Below are 17,923 nucleotides of genomic sequence, written 5' to 3'. Positions count from 1 at the left end.
TCAATTGTAAGAAAAGTTAGCGATTAAACGCCAGCTTTTTCTACAACGCTAACCAATGTCCAATTTTTGCTTTTAGACAATGGACGACATTCACTAATAGTGACTACATCGCCTTGGTTACATACGTTTTCTTCATCGTGGGCGTGAAGTTTAGTAGAACGTTTGATGAACTTCCCGTAGATAGGGTGTTTTACAAAACGCTCAACAACAACAGTAATGGTTTTATCCATCTTGTTGCTAACCACACGACCTTGCACTGTACGAACTTTTTGTTCAGTCATTACGCATCAGCCTTTTGAGTCAGAATGGTTTTAACACGCGCGATGTTACGACGTACAGTTCTCAATTGATCAGTCTTTTCAAGTTGACCAGTTGAGTGCTGCATGCGCAAGTTGAACTGTTCGCGTAGCAGGTTAATCAACTCTGCGTTCAGCTCTTCTACGCTTTTTTCTTTCAGTTCAGTCGCTTTCATTACATCACCGTCCGAGTTACAAAGGTTGTCTTAAATGGCAGTTTAGCCGCTGCCAATTCAAACGCTTCGCGTGCTAGAGATTCAGGAACACCTTCCATCTCATAAAGAACACGTCCAGGTTGAATTTGGCATACCCAGTACTCAACGTTACCTTTACCTTTACCTTGACGCACTTCAAGAGGCTTCTCAGTAATTGGCTTGTCAGGGAAAACTCGAATCCAAATTTTACCTTGACGCTTAACGTGACGAGTCATAGCACGACGCGCTGCTTCGATTTGGCGAGCGGTCATACGACCACGGCCAACTGCTTTCAGGCCATAAGTACCGAAGCTTACCTTGCTCCCCGCAATGGCAAGACCACGGTTACGACCTTTATGCATTTTACGAAATTTCGTACGCTTTGGTTGTAACATGATTTAGCCCTCACGCTTAGAGTTGCGGCCTTTCTTCTTAGGTTGAGCAGGCGGAGCTTGCTCTTGAGTTGTAGGCAAACCGCCCAGAACTTCACCTTTGAAGATCCATACCTTCACACCAATAATACCGTAGGTAGTTGCAGCTTCTGAAGTTGCGTAATCGATATCTGCACGGAAAGTGTGCAGAGGTACGCGACCTTCACGGTACCATTCAGAACGAGCAATTTCTGCTCCGCCCAAACGGCCGCTTACTTCAACTTTAATACCCTTAGCACCAAGACGCATTGCGTTTTGTACCGCGCGCTTCATAGCACGACGGAACATTACACGACGTTCTAGCTGGCTAGAGATACTGTCGGCAACCAGTTGTCCGTCAAGCTCAGGCTTGCGAACTTCTGCAATGTTAATCTGAGCTGGCACACCGGCTAGCTTAGAAACATAGGCGCGAAGCTTCTCTACATCTTCACCTTTTTTACCGATTACAACGCCTGGACGAGCAGTGTGAATAGTCACACGGATGCTCTTAGCAGGACGCTCGATCACGATTTTAGAAAGTGAAGCGCTTTTAAGCTGTTTAGTCAGATACTTACGTACCTGATGATCGTTATACAGGTTATCCGCATAGTCACCAGTATTAGCGTACCAGGTAGAAGTCCATGGTTTACTGATACCCAGGCGTATACCTGTAGGATGTACCTTCTGTCCCATTATCTACTCCTAGTTATCCGCTACAACCACAGTGATGTGACTGCTACGCTTAAAGATACGATCTGCACGGCCTTTGGCACGTGGCTTGATACGTTTCATAGTTGGACCTTCGTCAACGAAAACTTTGGCAACGACTAATTCGTCGATGTCAGCGCCTTCATTGTGTTCTGCATTTGCAATCGCAGATTCCAAAACTTTCTTAACCAGCGCTGCGCTTTTCTTCGGGCTGTACGTAAGTAGCTCAAGAGCTTTCTCAACGTGCATACCGCGAATTTGATCCGCTACCAAGCGTGCTTTTTGAGCAGACGAGCGGGCAAAACGGTGTTTAGCTAATGCTTCCATTTATCCTACCCCTTATCGTTTGCTTTTCTTATCCGCGACATGGCCGCGGTAAGTACGCGTTGGCGCAAATTCGCCCAACTTGTGGCCGACCATTTCATCGCTGATGATGACTGGAACGTGCTGGCGACCGTTATGGACCGCAATGGTCAACCCAATCATATCTGGGATGATCATAGAACGACGAGACCAAGTCTTAATTGGTTTACGTTCGTTCTTTTCCACTGCAGCCTCTACCTTCTTCAGCAAGTGAAGGTCAATAAATGGACCCTTCTTGAGAGAACGTGGCATGGTGAATCCTCGCTGTTACTTATTACGACGACGTACGATAAGTTTATCGGTACGCTTGTTACTTCGGGTTTTCTTACCTTTAGTAGGAACACCCCAAGGAGATACTGGATGACGACCACCCGACGTGCGTCCTTCACCACCACCGTGTGGGTGGTCTACTGGGTTCATGGCAACACCACGAACTGTAGGACGAACACCACGCCAGCGGGTTGCACCGGCTTTACCCAGTGAACGCAGCATGTGCTCTGCATTGCCTACTTCACCAATGGTGGCGCGGCAATCAGATAGTACTTTACGCATTTCGCCAGAGCGTAGACGTAAGGTAACGTAGTTTCCGTCACGTGCTAGGATCTGAGCATAAGCACCGGCAGAACGTGCAATTTGTGCACCTTTACCAGGCTTCATTTCAATTGCGTGTACAACAGAACCTACTGGGATATTACGCATTGGCAATGTGTTACCAGACTTGATCGGAGCATCCGAACCAGACTGGATTGCATCACCAGCTTTCATACCCTTTGGAGCCAGAATGTAACGACGCTCACCATCTGCATACAATACTAGTGCAATGTTAGCAGAACGGTTAGGATCGTATTCTAAACGCTCAACAGCGGCTGGAATGCCGTCTTTGTTGCGTTTAAAGTCAATCAAACGGTAGTGTTGTTTATGACCACCACCAATATGACGAGTTGTAATACGACCATGGTTGTTACGACCGCCAGATTTGCTGTTCTTTTCAAGCAAAGGTGCGTAAGGCGCGCCTTTGTGAAGGTCAGGGTTAGTAACCTGAACAACGTGACGACGACCGGCAGAAGTTGGCTTAGCTTTCAATAATGGCATTTCTAATCCCCTTCTTACTCAGCGCCACCGACAAAGTCGATGTCCTGACCTTCTTTAAGAACCACGTAGGCCTTTTTCCAGTCACTGCGTTTACCGAAAGACTGACCGTGACGCTTGGTTTTACCCTTAACGTTTACAGTACGAACACCTTCAACCTCAACTTCAAACAGTTTTTCAACTGCAGCTTTGATTTCAGCTTTGTTCGAATCTTTCGCTACTTTAAATACAACCGTGTTGCTTGCTTCAGCAGCCATAGTAGACTTTTCTGAAACATGCGGTGCTAAAAGCACCTTCAGTAGACGTTCTTCTTTCATGCTAACGCCTCCTCAAGTTGTTTAACCGCATCAGCTGTAATTAGCACTTTTTCAAATGCAATCAAACTTACTGGGTCGATGCCTGCAACATCACGTACGTCAACTTTGTACAAGTTGCGTGCCGCTAGGAACAAGTTCTCATCAACATCAGCAGTAACGATAAGAACATCATTTAGTTCATAGTCGTTAAGCTTAGCAATAAGTTCTTTTGTCTTAGGTGCTTCCACACCAAACTTCTCTACCACAACCAAACGGTCTTGACGGATTAGTTCAGACAAGATGCTTTTTAAAGCACCACGATACATTTTCTTGTTAACTTTTTGATCAAAGTCACGAGGCTTGGCTGCGAATGCACGACCACCACCAACCCAAATTGGGCTGCGGATAGTACCAGCACGAGCACGGCCTGTGCCTTTTTGACGCCATGGCTTCTTACCACCACCACGTACTTCAGCGCGAGTCTTCTGCGCCTTTGTACCCTGACGAGCACCTGCACCGTAAGCTACAACGACTTGGTGTACCAAGGCTTCGTTGAATTCACGTCCAAAGGTCGCTTCGGATACTTCAAGAGCGCTTTGCGCATCTTTCAATGTTAATTCCATCAGTTCACTCCCCAGACGTTACGCTTTAACAGCTGGCTTGACGATTACATCGCCGCCAGTTGCGCCAGGTACGGCACCTTTAACAAGGATTAGGCTGTTTTCTACGTCTACACGTACCACTTCCAAAGATTGGGTAGTCACTTGCTTGTTACCAAGCTGACCAGCCATTTTCTTACCTTTGAAAACTTTACCAGGTGATTGGTTTTGGCCAATCGAACCAGGTGCACGGTGAGACAAAGAGTTACCGTGAGTCATACGTTGTGAACTAAAGTTCCAACGTTTGATCGCGCCAGCAAAACCTTTACCTTTTGATGTACCAGTGACATCAATCTTTTTAGTGTCGTTAAAGATTTCAACAGTGATTTCACTGCCTACTTCAATATCGCCACCTTCGTTATCTTCCAGGCGGAATTCTACTAGAGCACGACCTGCTTCAACACCAGCTTTAGCAAAATGACCTGCTTCAGCTTTGTTAACGCGGTTCGTTTTCTTGCTTCCAGTAGTAACCTGAAGAGCGCGATAACCGTCAAGTTCTTCAGTACGTAACTGAGTAACACGGTTTGGGGTCGCTTCAATAACAGTCACAGGGATAGACGTACCATCTTCAGTGAAGATGCGAGTCATACCCACTTTACGACCGACTAGACCAATCGCCATTGTTATTACCCTCTCTTGTTAGCCCAGGCTGATTTGAACATCAACACCGGCAGCCAAGTCCAAACGCATCAATGCGTCAACTGTTTTATCAGTTGGCTCAATGATGTCTACTAAACGCTTGTGAGTACGAATCTCATATTGATCACGTGCATCTTTATTTACGTGAGGAGATGTCAATACTGTATAGCGTTCTTTGCGAGTAGGCAGAGGAATAGGACCGCTGACCTGAGCACCAGTACGTTTCGCCGTTTCAACGATTTCAGCCGTAGACTGATCGATCAACTTGTGATCAAACGCTTTCAAACGAATACGAATTCTTTGATTTGGCATCGATTAAGCTCCAATCGAAAGAACAAAAAAATTCACCTTTTCTCTTCCATTTTATTCTGGAAAGAAAAGATGTGCGTAAACCGATGGTTCCCAATTGGAACCCTGTTCTTTTTCCTAACACGCCTGTAGCAGTCTTATCTTATCGATTTCGCTTGCTACGCTGGCAACCACCCTAAAAGCAGTGAGGTCGCGGTTAGAAACATTGCCCTATTTGGGCAGTGGGCGCGAATTATACAGAAGGCAGGATACATTGCAACAGCTAGATCGCTTTTTGTACACATTAATTGTAAATCTATGACTTAAGTACAGCTGCTTCTTTTTGAAAGGTAATGTAAAGTTACGTTATTCTTGCACTACCTTAATATAAGTTGTATTGCCGTTAATGCGCTATACCTATAAGGTGGTAAAACGTATGTTACAAAGTTTAATCAAATTTGGATATAGCAGCTTTGCGCTGTGCTAAGAACACTATGGAAGTAGAAGACAGTCAGCATATTTTCACCCATGTTAAACGCATTCTGAATAATCACTCGTCTTTATTAGACGCATACAGTTTGCTTGAACCCATCATTCTTAACATGTTTGGTGCTACCCGTATGAGCATCTTTCAGCGTCGCCGACAACATCAAGACTTAGTCGCTCGGTTTAAAACGGGTAAAGAAACGTTAGAGATTAAAGTGCCTATTAGCCCTATGTCTATTGCAGGCTATGTTGCTATCTCACAATTGCCTTTACTCATCGTCGACCCTTACAATGCCGCTGAGCTTAAAGCTATTCATCCTCGTTTACGATTTGCTGATAAGTTCGATAAAGACAACGACTTCAAAACCACTAACATTTTATGTGTGCCTATTCTTAACGCCGGTGTGTTAATGGGTGTAATGCAAATTATCAATAAGCGAAACGGTAGTTTTGATGATAATGATTTAGCGCGTGCAAACGACTTAGCATTGGTACTAGGGGCTAAGTTCCGTTATGAACTTGGTGGTACAAACAATCCATTTGATTCTTTATTACATAAAGGCTTAATAAACGAACCTGCGTTAAAAAGTCTACTCTCTACCTCTAATGACACCCGCACTATAGTGCAGGGTTTAATGTCTGAGCATCGCGTTCCCGAGCATGAAATTGGCCATTCTCTTTCTATCCATTACCAGGTTCCCTTCATTGGTTACTTACCCGATAAGTACCATCGTTATGAAGGTGAAAGTAAACTAAACCTGTCTTACCTTAAACGTAACCATGTTGCGGTTATTTCTGATGTGGAAGGTAACCCCATTGTCTTAATGGCAGAGCCTAACAATGCCGCGCTGTTAATGGAAACAGAAAGCGCATTGGGTATTGAAAGCTATGAAATTGCCGTCGGCTTGCCCCATCAAATACTTCAGTACCTAGGTGAAGGTGGCGGCGGTAACGCGCCTGGTGACATGAGTGAGATTCTTGATGAGATTGGTTTATCAACTGAGGAAAACGACGAGCTTGTCGATGAACTTTCAGACGATGCCCCTGCAGTAGTACGTTTGGTTAGTCGCGTATTGCACGATGCAAAACGTCTTGGTGCGTCTGATATTCATATCGACCCAGAGAAGAATGCTCCCACTCGCGTAAGAATGCGGGTTGATGGTGTGTGCCGAGATATGAACAAAGTGCCTAACTCACACCATAATGCGGTTATTGCCCGTATTAAAATTATGTCTAACCTAAACATTGCTGAAAAGCGTGTACCTCAAGACGGTAAGTTGGCGTTTAAGATGAATGGGCAACTGGTAGAAGTACGTGTTGCCACCATCCCTACTGTAGCCGGTGAAGGGGTGGTGATGCGTTTGCTGGCGTCAGGTGGCGCTATGCCCATTGAGAAAATGAATCTAGCGCCTACCAATTTGAAGCGCTTAGAAGACATGATTAAAAAACCACATGGCATCTTGTTAGTAGTAGGGCCAACAGGTTCCGGTAAAACCACGACCTTGCATGCTATTTTGGGTTACTTAAACACCCCAGAAAAGAAAATATGGACAGCAGAAGACCCGGTAGAGATTACTCAACCCGGTTTACAGCAGGTTCAGGTAAGCCCCAAAATAGGCTTCACATTTGCTAACGCCCTACGGGCATTTTTGCGTGCCGACCCCGATATTATTCTTATAGGTGAGATGCGCGACAAAGAAACAGCTCATGCTGGCATTGAAGCCTCGCTTACTGGCCACTTAGTGTTATCTACCCTGCATACCAACTCTGCCCCAGAGACCATTACACGTCTATTGGATTTAGGGCTAGATCCTGTGAACTTCTCAGATGCCTGTGTAGGTATATTAGCCCAGCGTCTTATTCGTACCCTTTGTGGTAAGTGTAAGGAAGAGTATGTGGCAAGTGATACTGATATGGCCTTCATTGAAAGGCAGTACGGCGCGCAGATGCTAGATGAATTAGCGTTGCCTTCTCCGCTCAAACTCTACAGGGCAAAAGGCTGTGAAGAATGTGGTAACACAGGCTACAAAGGCAGAACAGGGGTTCATGAACTACTTGGAATGACGCCTGAACTACGCTCTTTGGTTTACAAAGAAGCCAGTGTTGCAGAAATGAAAAAACAAGCCACCCAAGACGGTATGCGAACTTTAGTACAAGATGCTATTTTCAAAGTCATTAAGGGCGATACCGACATTCCACAAGTACAAATTGTGGGTGGAGACTAGTAGCTTCTATCAACAAATATAGCAGTGAGTAAAAAGCCCTTCTTCCTACGGGCTTTTTACTTTGGTCCGCCAGCATACTAAAACGCTAAAAGCCGCTGTTTATCCAACCACTATTTTTTCAAGTATTGACGAATTACATAGTGCAAAATACCGCCGTTTTCGAAATACGTGAATTCGTTTGAGGTATCGATTCGAATATCCATCGAGAATGTTTGCGACTCGCCAGCATCAGACGTTACGGTGACATCCACGTCTTTTTGGTCGCGGCTTACTGCACCAATTGAGAAAGTTTCATTACCTTTAATTCCTAAGCTACTCGCACTGTCGCCCGGCTTAAACTGCAACGGTAAGATACCCATACCAATGAGATTCGAACGGTGAATACGTTCATAGCTTTCTACCATGACCGCTTTCACGCCCATCAAAGAAGGCCCCTTAGCAGCCCAATCTCGGCTAGAGCCTGTACCGTATTCTTTTCCACCTACAACAACCGCAGCAACACCCTCGTCTTGATAACGCATGGCCGCATGGTATATAGACATGGCATCACCACTAGGATAATGCGTGGTAGCACTGCCTTTAGTACCTGGCGCCAACTGATTTTGCAGTCGCACATTTGCAAAAGTACCGCGCATCATTACCTCGTGGTTACCCCGCCTTGAACCGTATGAATTGAAATCTTTGGTATTTACGCCTTCTGCTTGCAAATACTCGCCTGCAGGGCTGTCTGGCGCTATCGCGCCTGCCGGAGAAATGTGGTCGGTGGTAATTGAATCGCCCACTTTCACTAAACATCTCGCGTTCTCGATAGCACTAAGTGCTTCGGGTTCTTCGCCCATTGTTTGGAAAAATGGCGGATGTTTAATATAGGTGGAATCAGGCCAATCGTATACCGATGTTGAACTTACCGTTAGGTCATTCCACACACCACTGCCTTTAAATACGTCGGCGTATTTTGCTTTAAAGATATCACTGGTGACATGTTCAGCTATATGGCTTTGAATTTCATCTTCACTAGGCCAAATATCTTTCAAATACACTGGCTCGCCATTGTTGCCCAACCCTAGTGGCTCTTTAGTAATATCAATATTCATATTACCCGCTAAGGCATAAGCGACAACCAATGGTGGCGACGCTAAATAGTTGGCCGCAACATCTGAATGAATACGACCCTCGAAGTTCCGGTTACCTGATAATACAGAGGTAACAGTAAGCTTGGCCTTTTTAATTGCATCGCTAATAGCATCAGGCAAGGGTCCTGAGTTACCAATACAGGTAGTGCAACCGTAACCCACAAGGTTGAAACCGAGAGCTTCTAGTGGGTCCATCAAGTTTGCATCTTCAAGGTACTGAGTCACCACCTGCGAGCCTGGGGCTAAAGACGTTTTTACCCAAGGCTTACGGGTTAAGCCTTTTTCCGCCGCTTTTTTCGCTAGTAACCCTGCTCCAATAAGCACCGAGGGGTTTGATGTGTTGGTACAACTCGTAATGGCCGCAATAACAATAGCACCATCTTCTAAGTTAAATTTATTACCACGGAATTCTACATACGAATCATGCTCTTCATTGACTTCAGGTACTGCACCGCCTTCGGCAACAAATTCAGTTTCTTCGTCTAGCACTTTCACATCAATCTGCGAGCGATGCCATTCATTAAATGCTTTCGCCGCGTTATCTAGTGCAATTCTATCTTGAGGGCGTTTTGGCCCTGCAATCGAGGGGACAACGTCGTTTAAGTCTAACTCTAACGTTTCGTGATATTCGGCATCTTTAGTAAAGTCATCGTGCCATAGCGAACTTTCTTTCGCATATGCTTCAACAAGTTTAATTTGCGACTCGTCACGCCCAGTCAAGCGCAGGTAATCGAGCGCAACCTCATCAATAGGGAAGATACCGCAGGTTGCGCCGTATTCCGGTGCCATATTGGCAATAGTGGCACGATCGGCTGTAGTTAAGTGCTTCAAGCCTGGGCCATAGAATTCTACGAACTTACCTACAACCCCATGTGCACGTAGTTGCTGGGTAATTGTCAGCACCATATCCGTTGCTGTCACGCCGGTCGGCAATTCACCGTCTAAACGAAACCCAACAACTTTAGGTAGAAGCATGGTAACGGGTTGGCCTAACATCGCCGCTTCAGCTTCAATACCGCCTACGCCCCAACCTAGAACGCCAAGGCCGTTGATCATGGTGGTGTGAGAATCGGTACCTACTAACGTGTCAGGATACACCAAGGTGTCATCAGCCTCTTGTTTCGTGAAGGCAACACGTGCAAGGTATTCAAGGTTAACTTGGTGAACTATTCCTCGACCAGGAGGCACAACTTTGAAGTTGTCGAAGCTAGATTGCCCCCACTTTAAAAATTGGTAGCGCTCTTTATTACGCTCAATTTCAACGTCAGTGTTTTTCTCTAACGCATTTTCTTCTGCAAAGAAATCAACCATTACTGAATGGTCAATAACTAACTCTACGGGATTTAGCGGATTAATAGCTTGAGCATCGCCGCCTAACTTATTCACTGCATCCCGCATAGCGGCCAAATCAACAATAGCTGGCACACCAGTAAAATCTTGCAAGATCACGCGGGCAGGAACGAAAGATACTTCATGCTCAACGTGATTTTCTGTATTCCACGTGGCAACTTGTTCAATGTCACCACTGGTAACAAACTCTTCGTTTTCATGACGAAGTAAGTTTTCCAAAAGAATTTTAATACAATACGGTAATCGGTCGAGCGCAAAGTTCTCATTTACTTTGTCAAAGCTAATTGCCTTGAAGGAATTGCCATCGACATCGATATTGGAAAAAGATTGATATTTCATGCGCTCACCATCCTTATTTGCCTGTCATAAATATAGTTTTAGGAGCAAGTCAGGCAACGCTATTACTAGATGAATTGCAGTGCCATTTCGCACTTCTATTTCACACTGGAAGGAATTAGCGCCCTTACTTACTCTCACTTATAGTTGTATACGGTAACAATGTGAAAAAAAGTTCATGTTGATTTCACACCGTTAGCCAAGCAGTTTATGTTGATACTAAAGGGGTCTGCATTACTATTTGGCTAGTCTTACCTGTTAAACTCGGCTTTTCGAAACTGGATTTTTCGTTGCCGATCAACGATGATAGCGATCATCTTTTTTCGTATCCGTCTGACGCACCATTTCATTGGCATTCGTTGGGCATTTTCACTTTAACGCCGCAGGTAACCTTACTATGTATAAACTGGTACTTATTCGTCATGGAGAAAGTCAGTGGAACCTTGAAAATCGTTTCACTGGTTGGCACGACGTTGATTTAACTGACACAGGTGTAGCACAAGCTAAAACCGCTGGTCAGTTAATGAAGGACGCAGGTTTTGAATTCGATCAGGCTTACACGTCTGTATTGCTTCGTGCTATCAAAACGTTGAATATCTCTTTGGAAGAAATGGGTCAACATTACCTACCTGTTGAACGTCACTGGCGTTTGAACGAGCGTCACTACGGTGCGCTTACAGGGTTAGACAAAGCTGAAACGGCTGCTAAGCATGGTGAAGAGCAAGTTAAAGTCTGGCGTCGTAGTTTCGATATTCCACCACCAGCCGTAGATACTGACAGCGAACACTTCCCAGGAGTCGATCGTCGTTACAACAACGTTGATGCCGAGATTCTTCCTCGTGGTGAAAGCTTGAAGATGACCATCGAGCGTGTACTACCTTACTGGCACGATGTTATTCGCCCAGACATTCAAGCTGGCAAGCGCGTTATTATCGCAGCTCACGGCAACAGCCTTCGTGCATTGGTTAAATACTTAGATGGTATGTCTGATGAAGACGTACTAAGCCTAAATATTCCAACTGGCGTACCTTTGGTATACGAGTTAGACGAAAACTTAAAGCCTATTTCTAAAGAATACTTGGGCGATCCAGAAGCAATTAAAGCGATGATGGATGCCGTTGCCAAGCAAGGCAAAGCTAAGTAATTAATAGGTAACTATTAGAAACCTAACGCTAACTATTAGCGCCACGACGAAAGAGCCGCAAACGTTGTTTGCGGTTTTTTTATATCTATTAGTCTCTTAAATACACTTCTTAAATCATTTCTTTTTTCTACCATTATCATTGTTACTAATTTGTAAACACATGCTATTCCCATTACATTGCCATCAGGCTCAGTTTTTTCAGCAGGTGTACTATGCAGGTGTCGGTCTTCAAATCAGCCAATAAACTTATTACAGGTAAAGGGGCGTTAGCGAGCCTTGCTCATGAGCTTTCAAGATTAAATATAACAGCACCTGCCATTATTACCGATAAGGGCGTAAGCCAATCTGGTGGTCTTAGCCATGTTACCAATGAGCTGAATTGCGAATGCCCTATTGTGATAGACGATATTCCTCCTGAACCTGAAATAAGCATTATTGAGCAAAGGCTTGCTCGACTAAAACAACATAAGGTAGACGGAATTATTGCCGTTGGCGGTGGTAGCGCAATAGACAGCGCCAAAGTGCTTGCGGCTACGTTTGATTACACCGGCAATATTGCAGACTTGTTTGGCGAGAACTTGGTTGCAGGGCGCGCACTACCCCTTATTGCCATTCCTACCACGGCGGGCACGGGTTCAGAAGTCACTAATATTGCCATATTGGCCGACCCTGTCGCGCACGTTAAAAAAGGCATTGTGAGCGACTACCTGTTACCCGATGTAGCCATTGTCACGCCTGAAATGACATTAAGCTGCCCAAAACACATTACTGCCGCCAGTGGGGTAGATGCATTTGTGCATGCGCTTGAGGCTTACTTGTCCGTTAATGCCAGCCCTATTACTGACGCGTTGGCCAGCAAGGCGATGACACTTATCTTTCACTCGCTTCCTCTCGCCTATGCAAACGGCCACGATGTTAAAGCACGGGAAGATATGGCAACCGGAAGTTTAATGGCAGGGTTAGCGTTTGGTAACGCGGGAGTTGGCGCCGTACATGCGCTTGCTTATCCGCTTGGCGGTCGCTTTCATTTGTCCCACGGTATGAGCAATGCGGTTATGCTACCCCATGTTATGCGCTGGAATATAGGAGCATGCCAACAGCGCTTTGTTGATGTGGCGGGCTTTTTACATTTACCCGTTGCCAATAAAAGCCTGTTAGAGATTGCTAATCAGGTAGTCGATGCCATTGAAGCGCTGTGCAGAACTGTAGAGATCCCCGCCACACTGCGTGATTTTAATATTAGCGAAGATGCCATTCCCTTGTTGGCAGAAGAAGCGAGCAAGGTCACCCGTTTACTACGCAACAACCCAAGAGTACTAAGCAAACAAGATATCGCGCAGATATACAAAGAGGCGTTTTAGCCTTTTTATTTACTCTAGCTCCCGCCCTAGTACTTACGGCGATGTGGGCGCTGATGCTTCAACCATTAGCATTGTGGTCTGCGTTGTTTAGCCCATCATTAAATGCAATATTGCTCGTTTTGTAACATCCACCCGTATAAGTTTACTGCGTGCTTAACGTGAGCCGCTTAACCCGAGTGCTAAACATGTGTCGCTTTAGCTGACGCTCCCCTTTCCAGAAGCAAGGTAAATTTGATGAGCCAAAAGAATAGTAAATTGCTGTATATCGCAGGTGCATTGGCATTGTCATGCACTGTTGCTAGCGCCAGTATGGCTCAAGATAATCAACATGGCCCTCGCCCTGATGGCCCGCCCCCAATGAAGTCGACACCTGAAAGTGAAGCTATTCAAGCTAGGTTGGGCGATACAAGTACGCTTATGGGCTTTGTTCCTATTCCTGAATCTGTGGAAAGCTGCGCTAATGATACCGGCTTAACCCGTTTGGTCTGCCTTGCCGATATTTTAAAAGATACTGCATCAGATGAGATACTCGCGTTGCTTCAAAAAGAATACTCGGTAGAGGATGCTAAAAAGTGGAGCAATCTTCCTGCTGGCGCATTCCCCTCTAGACCAGGGGTATTTTTAGGGGAATTTGACGTTGAACAGCGAGGCGTTATAAAAGCTATCTTAATGGAAGCGGCCAGTTTGACGGAAAATGAAGGGTTCGATGAAATAGTACAAACCCTTAATGCGGATGATTACATCGGCACAGTGAGTGACGATTACAAAGCGGGTTATTCGTCGTTTAACGGTAAAATTGCTTTTATTGGCTCCCCTTCCACTACCGGTTTATGGCAGCTTTATTATGGCGGTCATCACTTTGCATTTACAAATACCTACAATGAAGGAAAGCTTATAGGCGCTACGCCTTCATTTCGTGGCATAGAACCCTTCCCTGCATTTGAAATGAATGGCAGAACGAATAAGCCTATGCTTCAAGAACGCGATACCTTTGCCGCGTTATTAAATGCGTTAACGCCTTCTCAGCAATCAAAAGCCATGCTCGACGGCACTTACAGAGATATTCTAGCTGGCCCACAAGCTGACGATGCCATTCCAAGTACCCAAGAAGGTTTGGCGATATCGGAACTAGATAATAACCAGCGTGAATTGTTGCTAAAAGCCGTTCGCACCTACGTGGGTGATATTGACGATGCAGATGCCGATGTATACATGGCTAAGTACACCGCTGAGCTAGATGAAACCGTGTTGGGTTTTTCAGGCACTACCGACCTTAATAGTGAAGATGATTATGTGCGAGTACATGGGCCCTCACTATGGATAGAGTTCTCGCTTCAGTCGAATAAGTCCACCAATACAGCTGGTAACCACCCCCATTCGGTATGGCGCGATATCACGTCAGATTACGGCGGTCAGAATAAGTGATATTAAGAAATTTAGCACAGGGTTTAGTGAGTAACTGGCGAGGCGCTTTTGCAATAAGCCTTCGGAGCGCTTGTGCTTTGCTGCTTACCTTCTTTCTCATGGCAGGTTCGATAGGCTCTGCTTTCGCCCATGCCCTACCTGGTAGCGTACTGGTTTTTTCAGAAAATGAAGACTATCTATCTTTCACCATTACCTTCTCTTTGGAAGACTTGATTATTGTGGAGCCGAAGTTTGAAAGCCTAGCTAATGTTGAAAGTGGTACGTCGCCGTCAAAGAAAGCATTGACCGCACTTCGCCATTATATTGAAGCTCATGTTGCATTATCTCAAACATCGAGACCGCTACCAATTAGGTTAATAAACGCTACCCTTACCGAAGCAAATAATGAGCATGTGGGTACATATTCTCAGATCGAATTGCAATTAGTTTCCACACCAATAAAACCAACTAGAACCTTTCCTCTTAGTCTTAAATACGATGCACTTATGCATGAAATTAGAAGCCACAGAGTAACCGTATACTGGCAAAATGATGATGTTGATGACATTGAACCACTGACGGGCGTAGTGGATTTTGGTTACAGAATGGTTGATGGTAACCCGCAAACTTATGAAATAGCGCATCCATAACAGATTGCTTCAATTTGTTACTCGCCTCCCCCCTAAAACGAGAACAAGGGCAGTCATTGCCCTTGTACTTTTTAAATGCAGTTTCATTAAGAGACGCTAGGTTTTAAATTACTTTAGCTGGTGAGCTACGAGCCCCTTACCTAGCTAGTTAATCACCTAGCTGGTTAGTCACCTAGCTATTCAGATGGCTAACTATAGCTTGCGCAACAGCATGAGCACTTGCTGGATTTTGACCCGTGATAACGCGTTCATCTTCAATCACATGTACATTCCATGGCTGAACTTTACTGAATTTAGCCGCTTTACGGGCTAGCGCTTCTTCAAGTAAAAACGGAATATCGTTAATAGTGCCGTAATCCACTTCTTCTTCGCGGGTGAAACCGGTAATTGCTTTGCTCGCAATTAAGTCTTCGCCATTACTTAGCTTAATTGGCAATAGAGCCGCTGGGCCGTGGCAAACCGCGCCAATAACACCGCCATTTTCATAATGGGCAGCAGACAACTTGGCAAAGTCTTCGTTGCTTGCTAAGTCTGACAATAAACCAAAGCCGCCTGGATAGAACACCGCATCATATTCATCAATGTTCACGTTTGACGCACGCATGCTGTTGCTGGTGCGCTGTTTGAAGTCTTCGTTGTTTAACACGGCGGCATTAACATCGTCGCCTTCAATGTCGGTACCATAAATAGGAATAGCACCACCATTGATAGACGCGATATCGTAATCTACGCCGTGTTTATTAAAAACATCGATTGCATGGGTGATCTCCGGCGAATAAGTACCGTTCGCTTGGTCAGTAGTTCCTAGTGTTGCATGGTTCGTTACTGGGATAAGTATCTTTTTCATGGTTTCTTCCTATGCGTAAGGCACATTAGCTGCGCCGTAGTAATCATGTGTATACACTATAGAATATCCCTGATAACTTGATAATATGCGAAATAGTTAAATCACTATTGCCATATAGCAACAATGATAATCTCTAAAACGCAAAATGAATCTACAACACCGCGAAGTTGAATAAATGGAAAGTTTCGATGGAAAGCTTTGAAGGCATTATAGAATTTGTAGCGGTAGCCGAGCGCAAAGGCTTTTCAGCTGCGGCCAAGCAACTAGGTTGCAGTACCAGCCACATCAGCAGGCAAGTTGCGCGTCTTGAAGAGCGAGTTGGCTGTGTTTTATTGGCTCGCTCTACCCGCCAAGTGAATTTAACCGAAAACGGCGCACTTTATTACCAGCACGCTAAAGACTTGCTTATTGGCCTTCAACAAGCCAATGAGCAGGTTAGCCTTCAACAGGTAACACTTGAGGGCGTTCTTCGAGTAAGCGCCGCAGGCGGGTTTGCCGAGCACGCCGTGGCACCCGCATTAATGCAATTTGCTTTAGAACACCCAGAGTTAACCATTGATATGGACTTTAATAGTCGCATGGTTAACTTTGTGGAAGACGATGTAGACTTTGTTATTCGCTATGGAGAACTAACCGACTCAAGTTTAATAGCACGTAAACTGATTGAAAGGCCCATGATGGCCGTTGCCACCCGCGATTATTTAGCGCAATGTGGTGAACCTTTCCACCCCAGTGAATTGAAAAAACATAGGTGCGTTATTTCTAACAACGATGTATGGAAATTTTCAAACCATGGTGTGCAGGAAAATATAAAAGTAAAAGGCCGCTGGCGCAGCAATAACGCGAATGCCGTACTTGCCGCGTGTGAGCAGGGTTTGGGTATTGGCTATATGCCTAAAAGCACGTTTAGTGCGTCGGTTAAGGCGGGAAGACTACAGCCTATATTGCAGCCCTACTGGGGCAACGGGGCAAGCAGTTGGATTGTATATCAGAACAAACGCTTCATGCCGCTTAGGGTTCGAATGGCCATCGATTATTTAGTGCAATACTTCGCTGATTGGGAAGACAAGGCGCTTTAAGAATTTATAAAGATGCTAATAAAAAACTGCCAGCTGGTATTTTATGAAAACCTGCTGGCAGTATGTATTGATTGTTATATAGCGCTTCGCTGTTTATCAGCAAAAAACTTGCGCTTATTACTTACAGCTCTCGCACCCACATGTTTCTAAAGCTGACTAAGTTACCATGATCTTGAAGCTGAATAGGTTCACAACCATGGGCTTTATATTTAGGTGCACCTATCCACTCGGTAGTGCCCTGAATCTCTACATGGTTTTGCACCACCACGCCGTTGTGAATAACGGTTACGTACCCTGGTGATTCAAGCAAGTCACCATCGAATACCGGCGCTTTAAAAATAATATCGTATTCTTGCCATTCACCAGGTGCGCGCATAGCGTTTACTAACGGAATAGTCTGCTTATACACACTGCCCGCTTGCCCATTTGGGTAAGTGGCATTGTTGTAAGAATCTAGCACCTGAATTTCATAGCGTTGCTGAAAGAAAATCCCGCTATTATTTCGCTGCTGCCCTTCCATACCAGGCTCTGGCTGCGGTACTTTCCACTCTACGTGAAGCTGCACGTCACAAAAACTTTGCTTGGTTTTAATATCGCCTGCGCCCGGTTTTACCGTAAGCTCACCGTTTGCGAAATCCCATTTGGCGTCACCACCTTTTACCGACGCCCACGCTGACATATCGCTTGTTAATAAAGGGATAGCGTCAGAAGGAAGCTCGTTCTTTTTAGCACTTACCACTACAGGAACTGGCTCCCACACTTCTGTTTTCGCTGCTTGTTTTTCGCGTTCAGCGCGCTCTAGTTGCTCGGCACTCTCAGCAAAAGCCAAAGGTGCTATTGATGTTGATAATAAAGCAGCTAATGCTATTTGAGCGCCCGCTTTTAAAGAAAAGGCTGTGTTGGTCGCCAGTTTAGGCAATCCGTGTTTATGTAATTTCATGTATTTTCCCTGCACTATTTGTTTTC

General features: G+C 45.1%; 20 protein-coding genes. 6 read left to right on the top strand and 14 right to left on the bottom strand.

From position 1 onward, the window contains the following. Positions 1-23 precede the first annotated feature (23 nt). Genes rpsQ through rpsJ form a run of 11 tightly spaced genes read right to left on the bottom strand, consistent with a single transcriptional unit; the run spans position 24 to position 4,966 of the window. Positions 24-281, bottom strand: a complete 258-nt coding sequence (gene rpsQ / locus ALT761_RS01845) for a 30S ribosomal protein S17 (RefSeq protein ID WP_013785726.1) — start codon at positions 279-281, stop codon at positions 24-26. Then, on the bottom strand, positions 281-472 hold the full coding sequence (gene rpmC, locus ALT761_RS01840) for a 50S ribosomal protein L29 (protein ID WP_013785727.1): 192 nt from the start codon (positions 470-472) through the stop codon (positions 281-283). The genes rpsQ and rpmC overlap by 1 nt, the downstream gene beginning before the upstream one ends. Continuing rightward, complete coding sequence (gene rplP, locus ALT761_RS01835; RefSeq protein WP_013785728.1) at positions 472-885, bottom strand: 50S ribosomal protein L16; 414 nt, start codon at positions 883-885, stop codon at positions 472-474. The genes rpmC and rplP overlap by 1 nt, the downstream gene beginning before the upstream one ends. A gap of 3 nt (positions 886-888) precedes the next feature. Beyond that, a complete protein-coding gene (rpsC, locus tag ALT761_RS01830) occupies positions 889-1,593 on the bottom strand; it encodes a 30S ribosomal protein S3 (protein ID WP_013785729.1) in 705 nt (234 codons plus the stop codon). 9 nt (positions 1,594-1,602) lie between these two features. After that, positions 1,603-1,935 carry a 50S ribosomal protein L22 gene (gene rplV / locus ALT761_RS01825; protein WP_013785730.1) on the bottom strand — a complete coding sequence of 111 codons (333 nt, stop codon included), beginning with the start codon at positions 1,933-1,935 and terminating at the stop codon, positions 1,603-1,605. A 12-nt stretch (positions 1,936-1,947) separates the two neighbouring features. Then, the gene (gene rpsS, locus ALT761_RS01820; RefSeq protein WP_013785731.1) at positions 1,948-2,223 is read right to left on the bottom strand and encodes a 30S ribosomal protein S19; all 276 of its coding nucleotides are present in this window, start codon (positions 2,221-2,223) and stop codon (positions 1,948-1,950) included. Positions 2,224-2,238: 15 nt separating this feature from the next. Then, a complete protein-coding gene (rplB, locus tag ALT761_RS01815; protein ID WP_013785732.1) occupies positions 2,239-3,063 on the bottom strand; it encodes a 50S ribosomal protein L2 in 825 nt (274 codons plus the stop codon). A gap of 14 nt (positions 3,064-3,077) precedes the next feature. Further along, positions 3,078-3,377 (bottom strand): 50S ribosomal protein L23, encoded by a 300-nt coding sequence (rplW, locus tag ALT761_RS01810; protein ID WP_013785733.1) that lies wholly within the window; start codon positions 3,375-3,377, stop codon positions 3,078-3,080. Beyond that, positions 3,374-3,979, bottom strand: a complete 606-nt coding sequence (rplD, locus tag ALT761_RS01805; protein ID WP_126872982.1) for a 50S ribosomal protein L4 — start codon at positions 3,977-3,979, stop codon at positions 3,374-3,376. The genes rplW and rplD overlap by 4 nt, the downstream gene beginning before the upstream one ends. Before the next feature lie 18 nt (positions 3,980-3,997). Beyond that, positions 3,998-4,636, bottom strand: coding sequence for a 50S ribosomal protein L3 (gene rplC, locus ALT761_RS01800; protein WP_013785735.1), 639 nt, complete (start codon positions 4,634-4,636; stop codon positions 3,998-4,000). Positions 4,637-4,654: 18 nt separating this feature from the next. After that, positions 4,655-4,966, bottom strand: a complete 312-nt coding sequence (rpsJ, locus tag ALT761_RS01795) for a 30S ribosomal protein S10 (protein WP_006012796.1) — start codon at positions 4,964-4,966, stop codon at positions 4,655-4,657. A gap of 470 nt (positions 4,967-5,436) precedes the next feature. Here rpsJ and ALT761_RS01790 point away from each other — a divergent pair, with 470 nt between their 5' ends. Continuing rightward, positions 5,437-7,653: a GspE/PulE family protein gene (locus tag ALT761_RS01790; protein ID WP_129735941.1), complete on the top strand. Its 2,217-nt coding sequence runs from the start codon at positions 5,437-5,439 to the stop codon at positions 7,651-7,653. A gap of 110 nt (positions 7,654-7,763) precedes the next feature. Here ALT761_RS01790 and acnA read toward each other — a convergent pair whose 3' ends face one another. Then, positions 7,764-10,475 (bottom strand): aconitate hydratase AcnA, encoded by a 2,712-nt coding sequence (gene acnA, locus ALT761_RS01785; RefSeq protein ID WP_129735939.1) that lies wholly within the window; start codon positions 10,473-10,475, stop codon positions 7,764-7,766. Positions 10,476-10,869: 394 nt separating this feature from the next. Here acnA and gpmA point away from each other — a divergent pair, with 394 nt between their 5' ends. The 4 genes from gpmA (at position 10,870) to ALT761_RS01765 (ending at position 15,031) form a co-directional block, all read left to right on the top strand. Then, positions 10,870-11,616 carry a 2,3-diphosphoglycerate-dependent phosphoglycerate mutase gene (gene gpmA / locus ALT761_RS01780; RefSeq protein WP_057794463.1) on the top strand — a complete coding sequence of 249 codons (747 nt, stop codon included), beginning with the start codon at positions 10,870-10,872 and terminating at the stop codon, positions 11,614-11,616. A gap of 212 nt (positions 11,617-11,828) precedes the next feature. After that, positions 11,829-12,977: an iron-containing alcohol dehydrogenase gene (locus ALT761_RS01775; RefSeq protein WP_129735937.1), complete on the top strand. Its 1,149-nt coding sequence runs from the start codon at positions 11,829-11,831 to the stop codon at positions 12,975-12,977. Positions 12,978-13,211: 234 nt separating this feature from the next. Continuing rightward, positions 13,212-14,402 carry a DUF3500 domain-containing protein gene (locus tag ALT761_RS01770; RefSeq protein WP_232043516.1) on the top strand — a complete coding sequence of 397 codons (1,191 nt, stop codon included), beginning with the start codon at positions 13,212-13,214 and terminating at the stop codon, positions 14,400-14,402. Then, positions 14,399-15,031 carry a hypothetical protein gene (locus ALT761_RS01765; protein WP_129735935.1) on the top strand — a complete coding sequence of 211 codons (633 nt, stop codon included), beginning with the start codon at positions 14,399-14,401 and terminating at the stop codon, positions 15,029-15,031. The genes ALT761_RS01770 and ALT761_RS01765 overlap by 4 nt, the downstream gene beginning before the upstream one ends. 172 nt (positions 15,032-15,203) lie before the next feature. Here the strand turns inward: ALT761_RS01765 and ALT761_RS01760 are convergent, their stop codons facing one another. After that, positions 15,204-15,878 (bottom strand): type 1 glutamine amidotransferase domain-containing protein, encoded by a 675-nt coding sequence (locus tag ALT761_RS01760; RefSeq protein ID WP_129735933.1) that lies wholly within the window; start codon positions 15,876-15,878, stop codon positions 15,204-15,206. Positions 15,879-16,066: 188 nt separating this feature from the next. Here ALT761_RS01760 and ALT761_RS01755 point away from each other — a divergent pair, with 188 nt between their 5' ends. Then, positions 16,067-16,957: a LysR family transcriptional regulator gene (locus ALT761_RS01755; protein ID WP_129735931.1), complete on the top strand. Its 891-nt coding sequence runs from the start codon at positions 16,067-16,069 to the stop codon at positions 16,955-16,957. 121 nt (positions 16,958-17,078) lie between these two features. Here ALT761_RS01755 and ALT761_RS01750 read toward each other — a convergent pair whose 3' ends face one another. Next, positions 17,079-17,897 (bottom strand): 3-keto-disaccharide hydrolase, encoded by an 819-nt coding sequence (locus ALT761_RS01750; protein WP_129735929.1) that lies wholly within the window; start codon positions 17,895-17,897, stop codon positions 17,079-17,081. Positions 17,898-17,923 lie beyond the last annotated feature (26 nt).

It is taken from the genome of Alteromonas sp. 76-1 (genome assembly GCF_900654235.1).
GTDB classification, from domain to species: Bacteria; Pseudomonadota; Gammaproteobacteria; order Enterobacterales; family Alteromonadaceae; genus Alteromonas; species Alteromonas naphthalenivorans.
The sequence above is the reverse complement of the archived record's forward strand: the minus strand, read 5'-3'. Positions and strand labels throughout refer to the sequence as shown.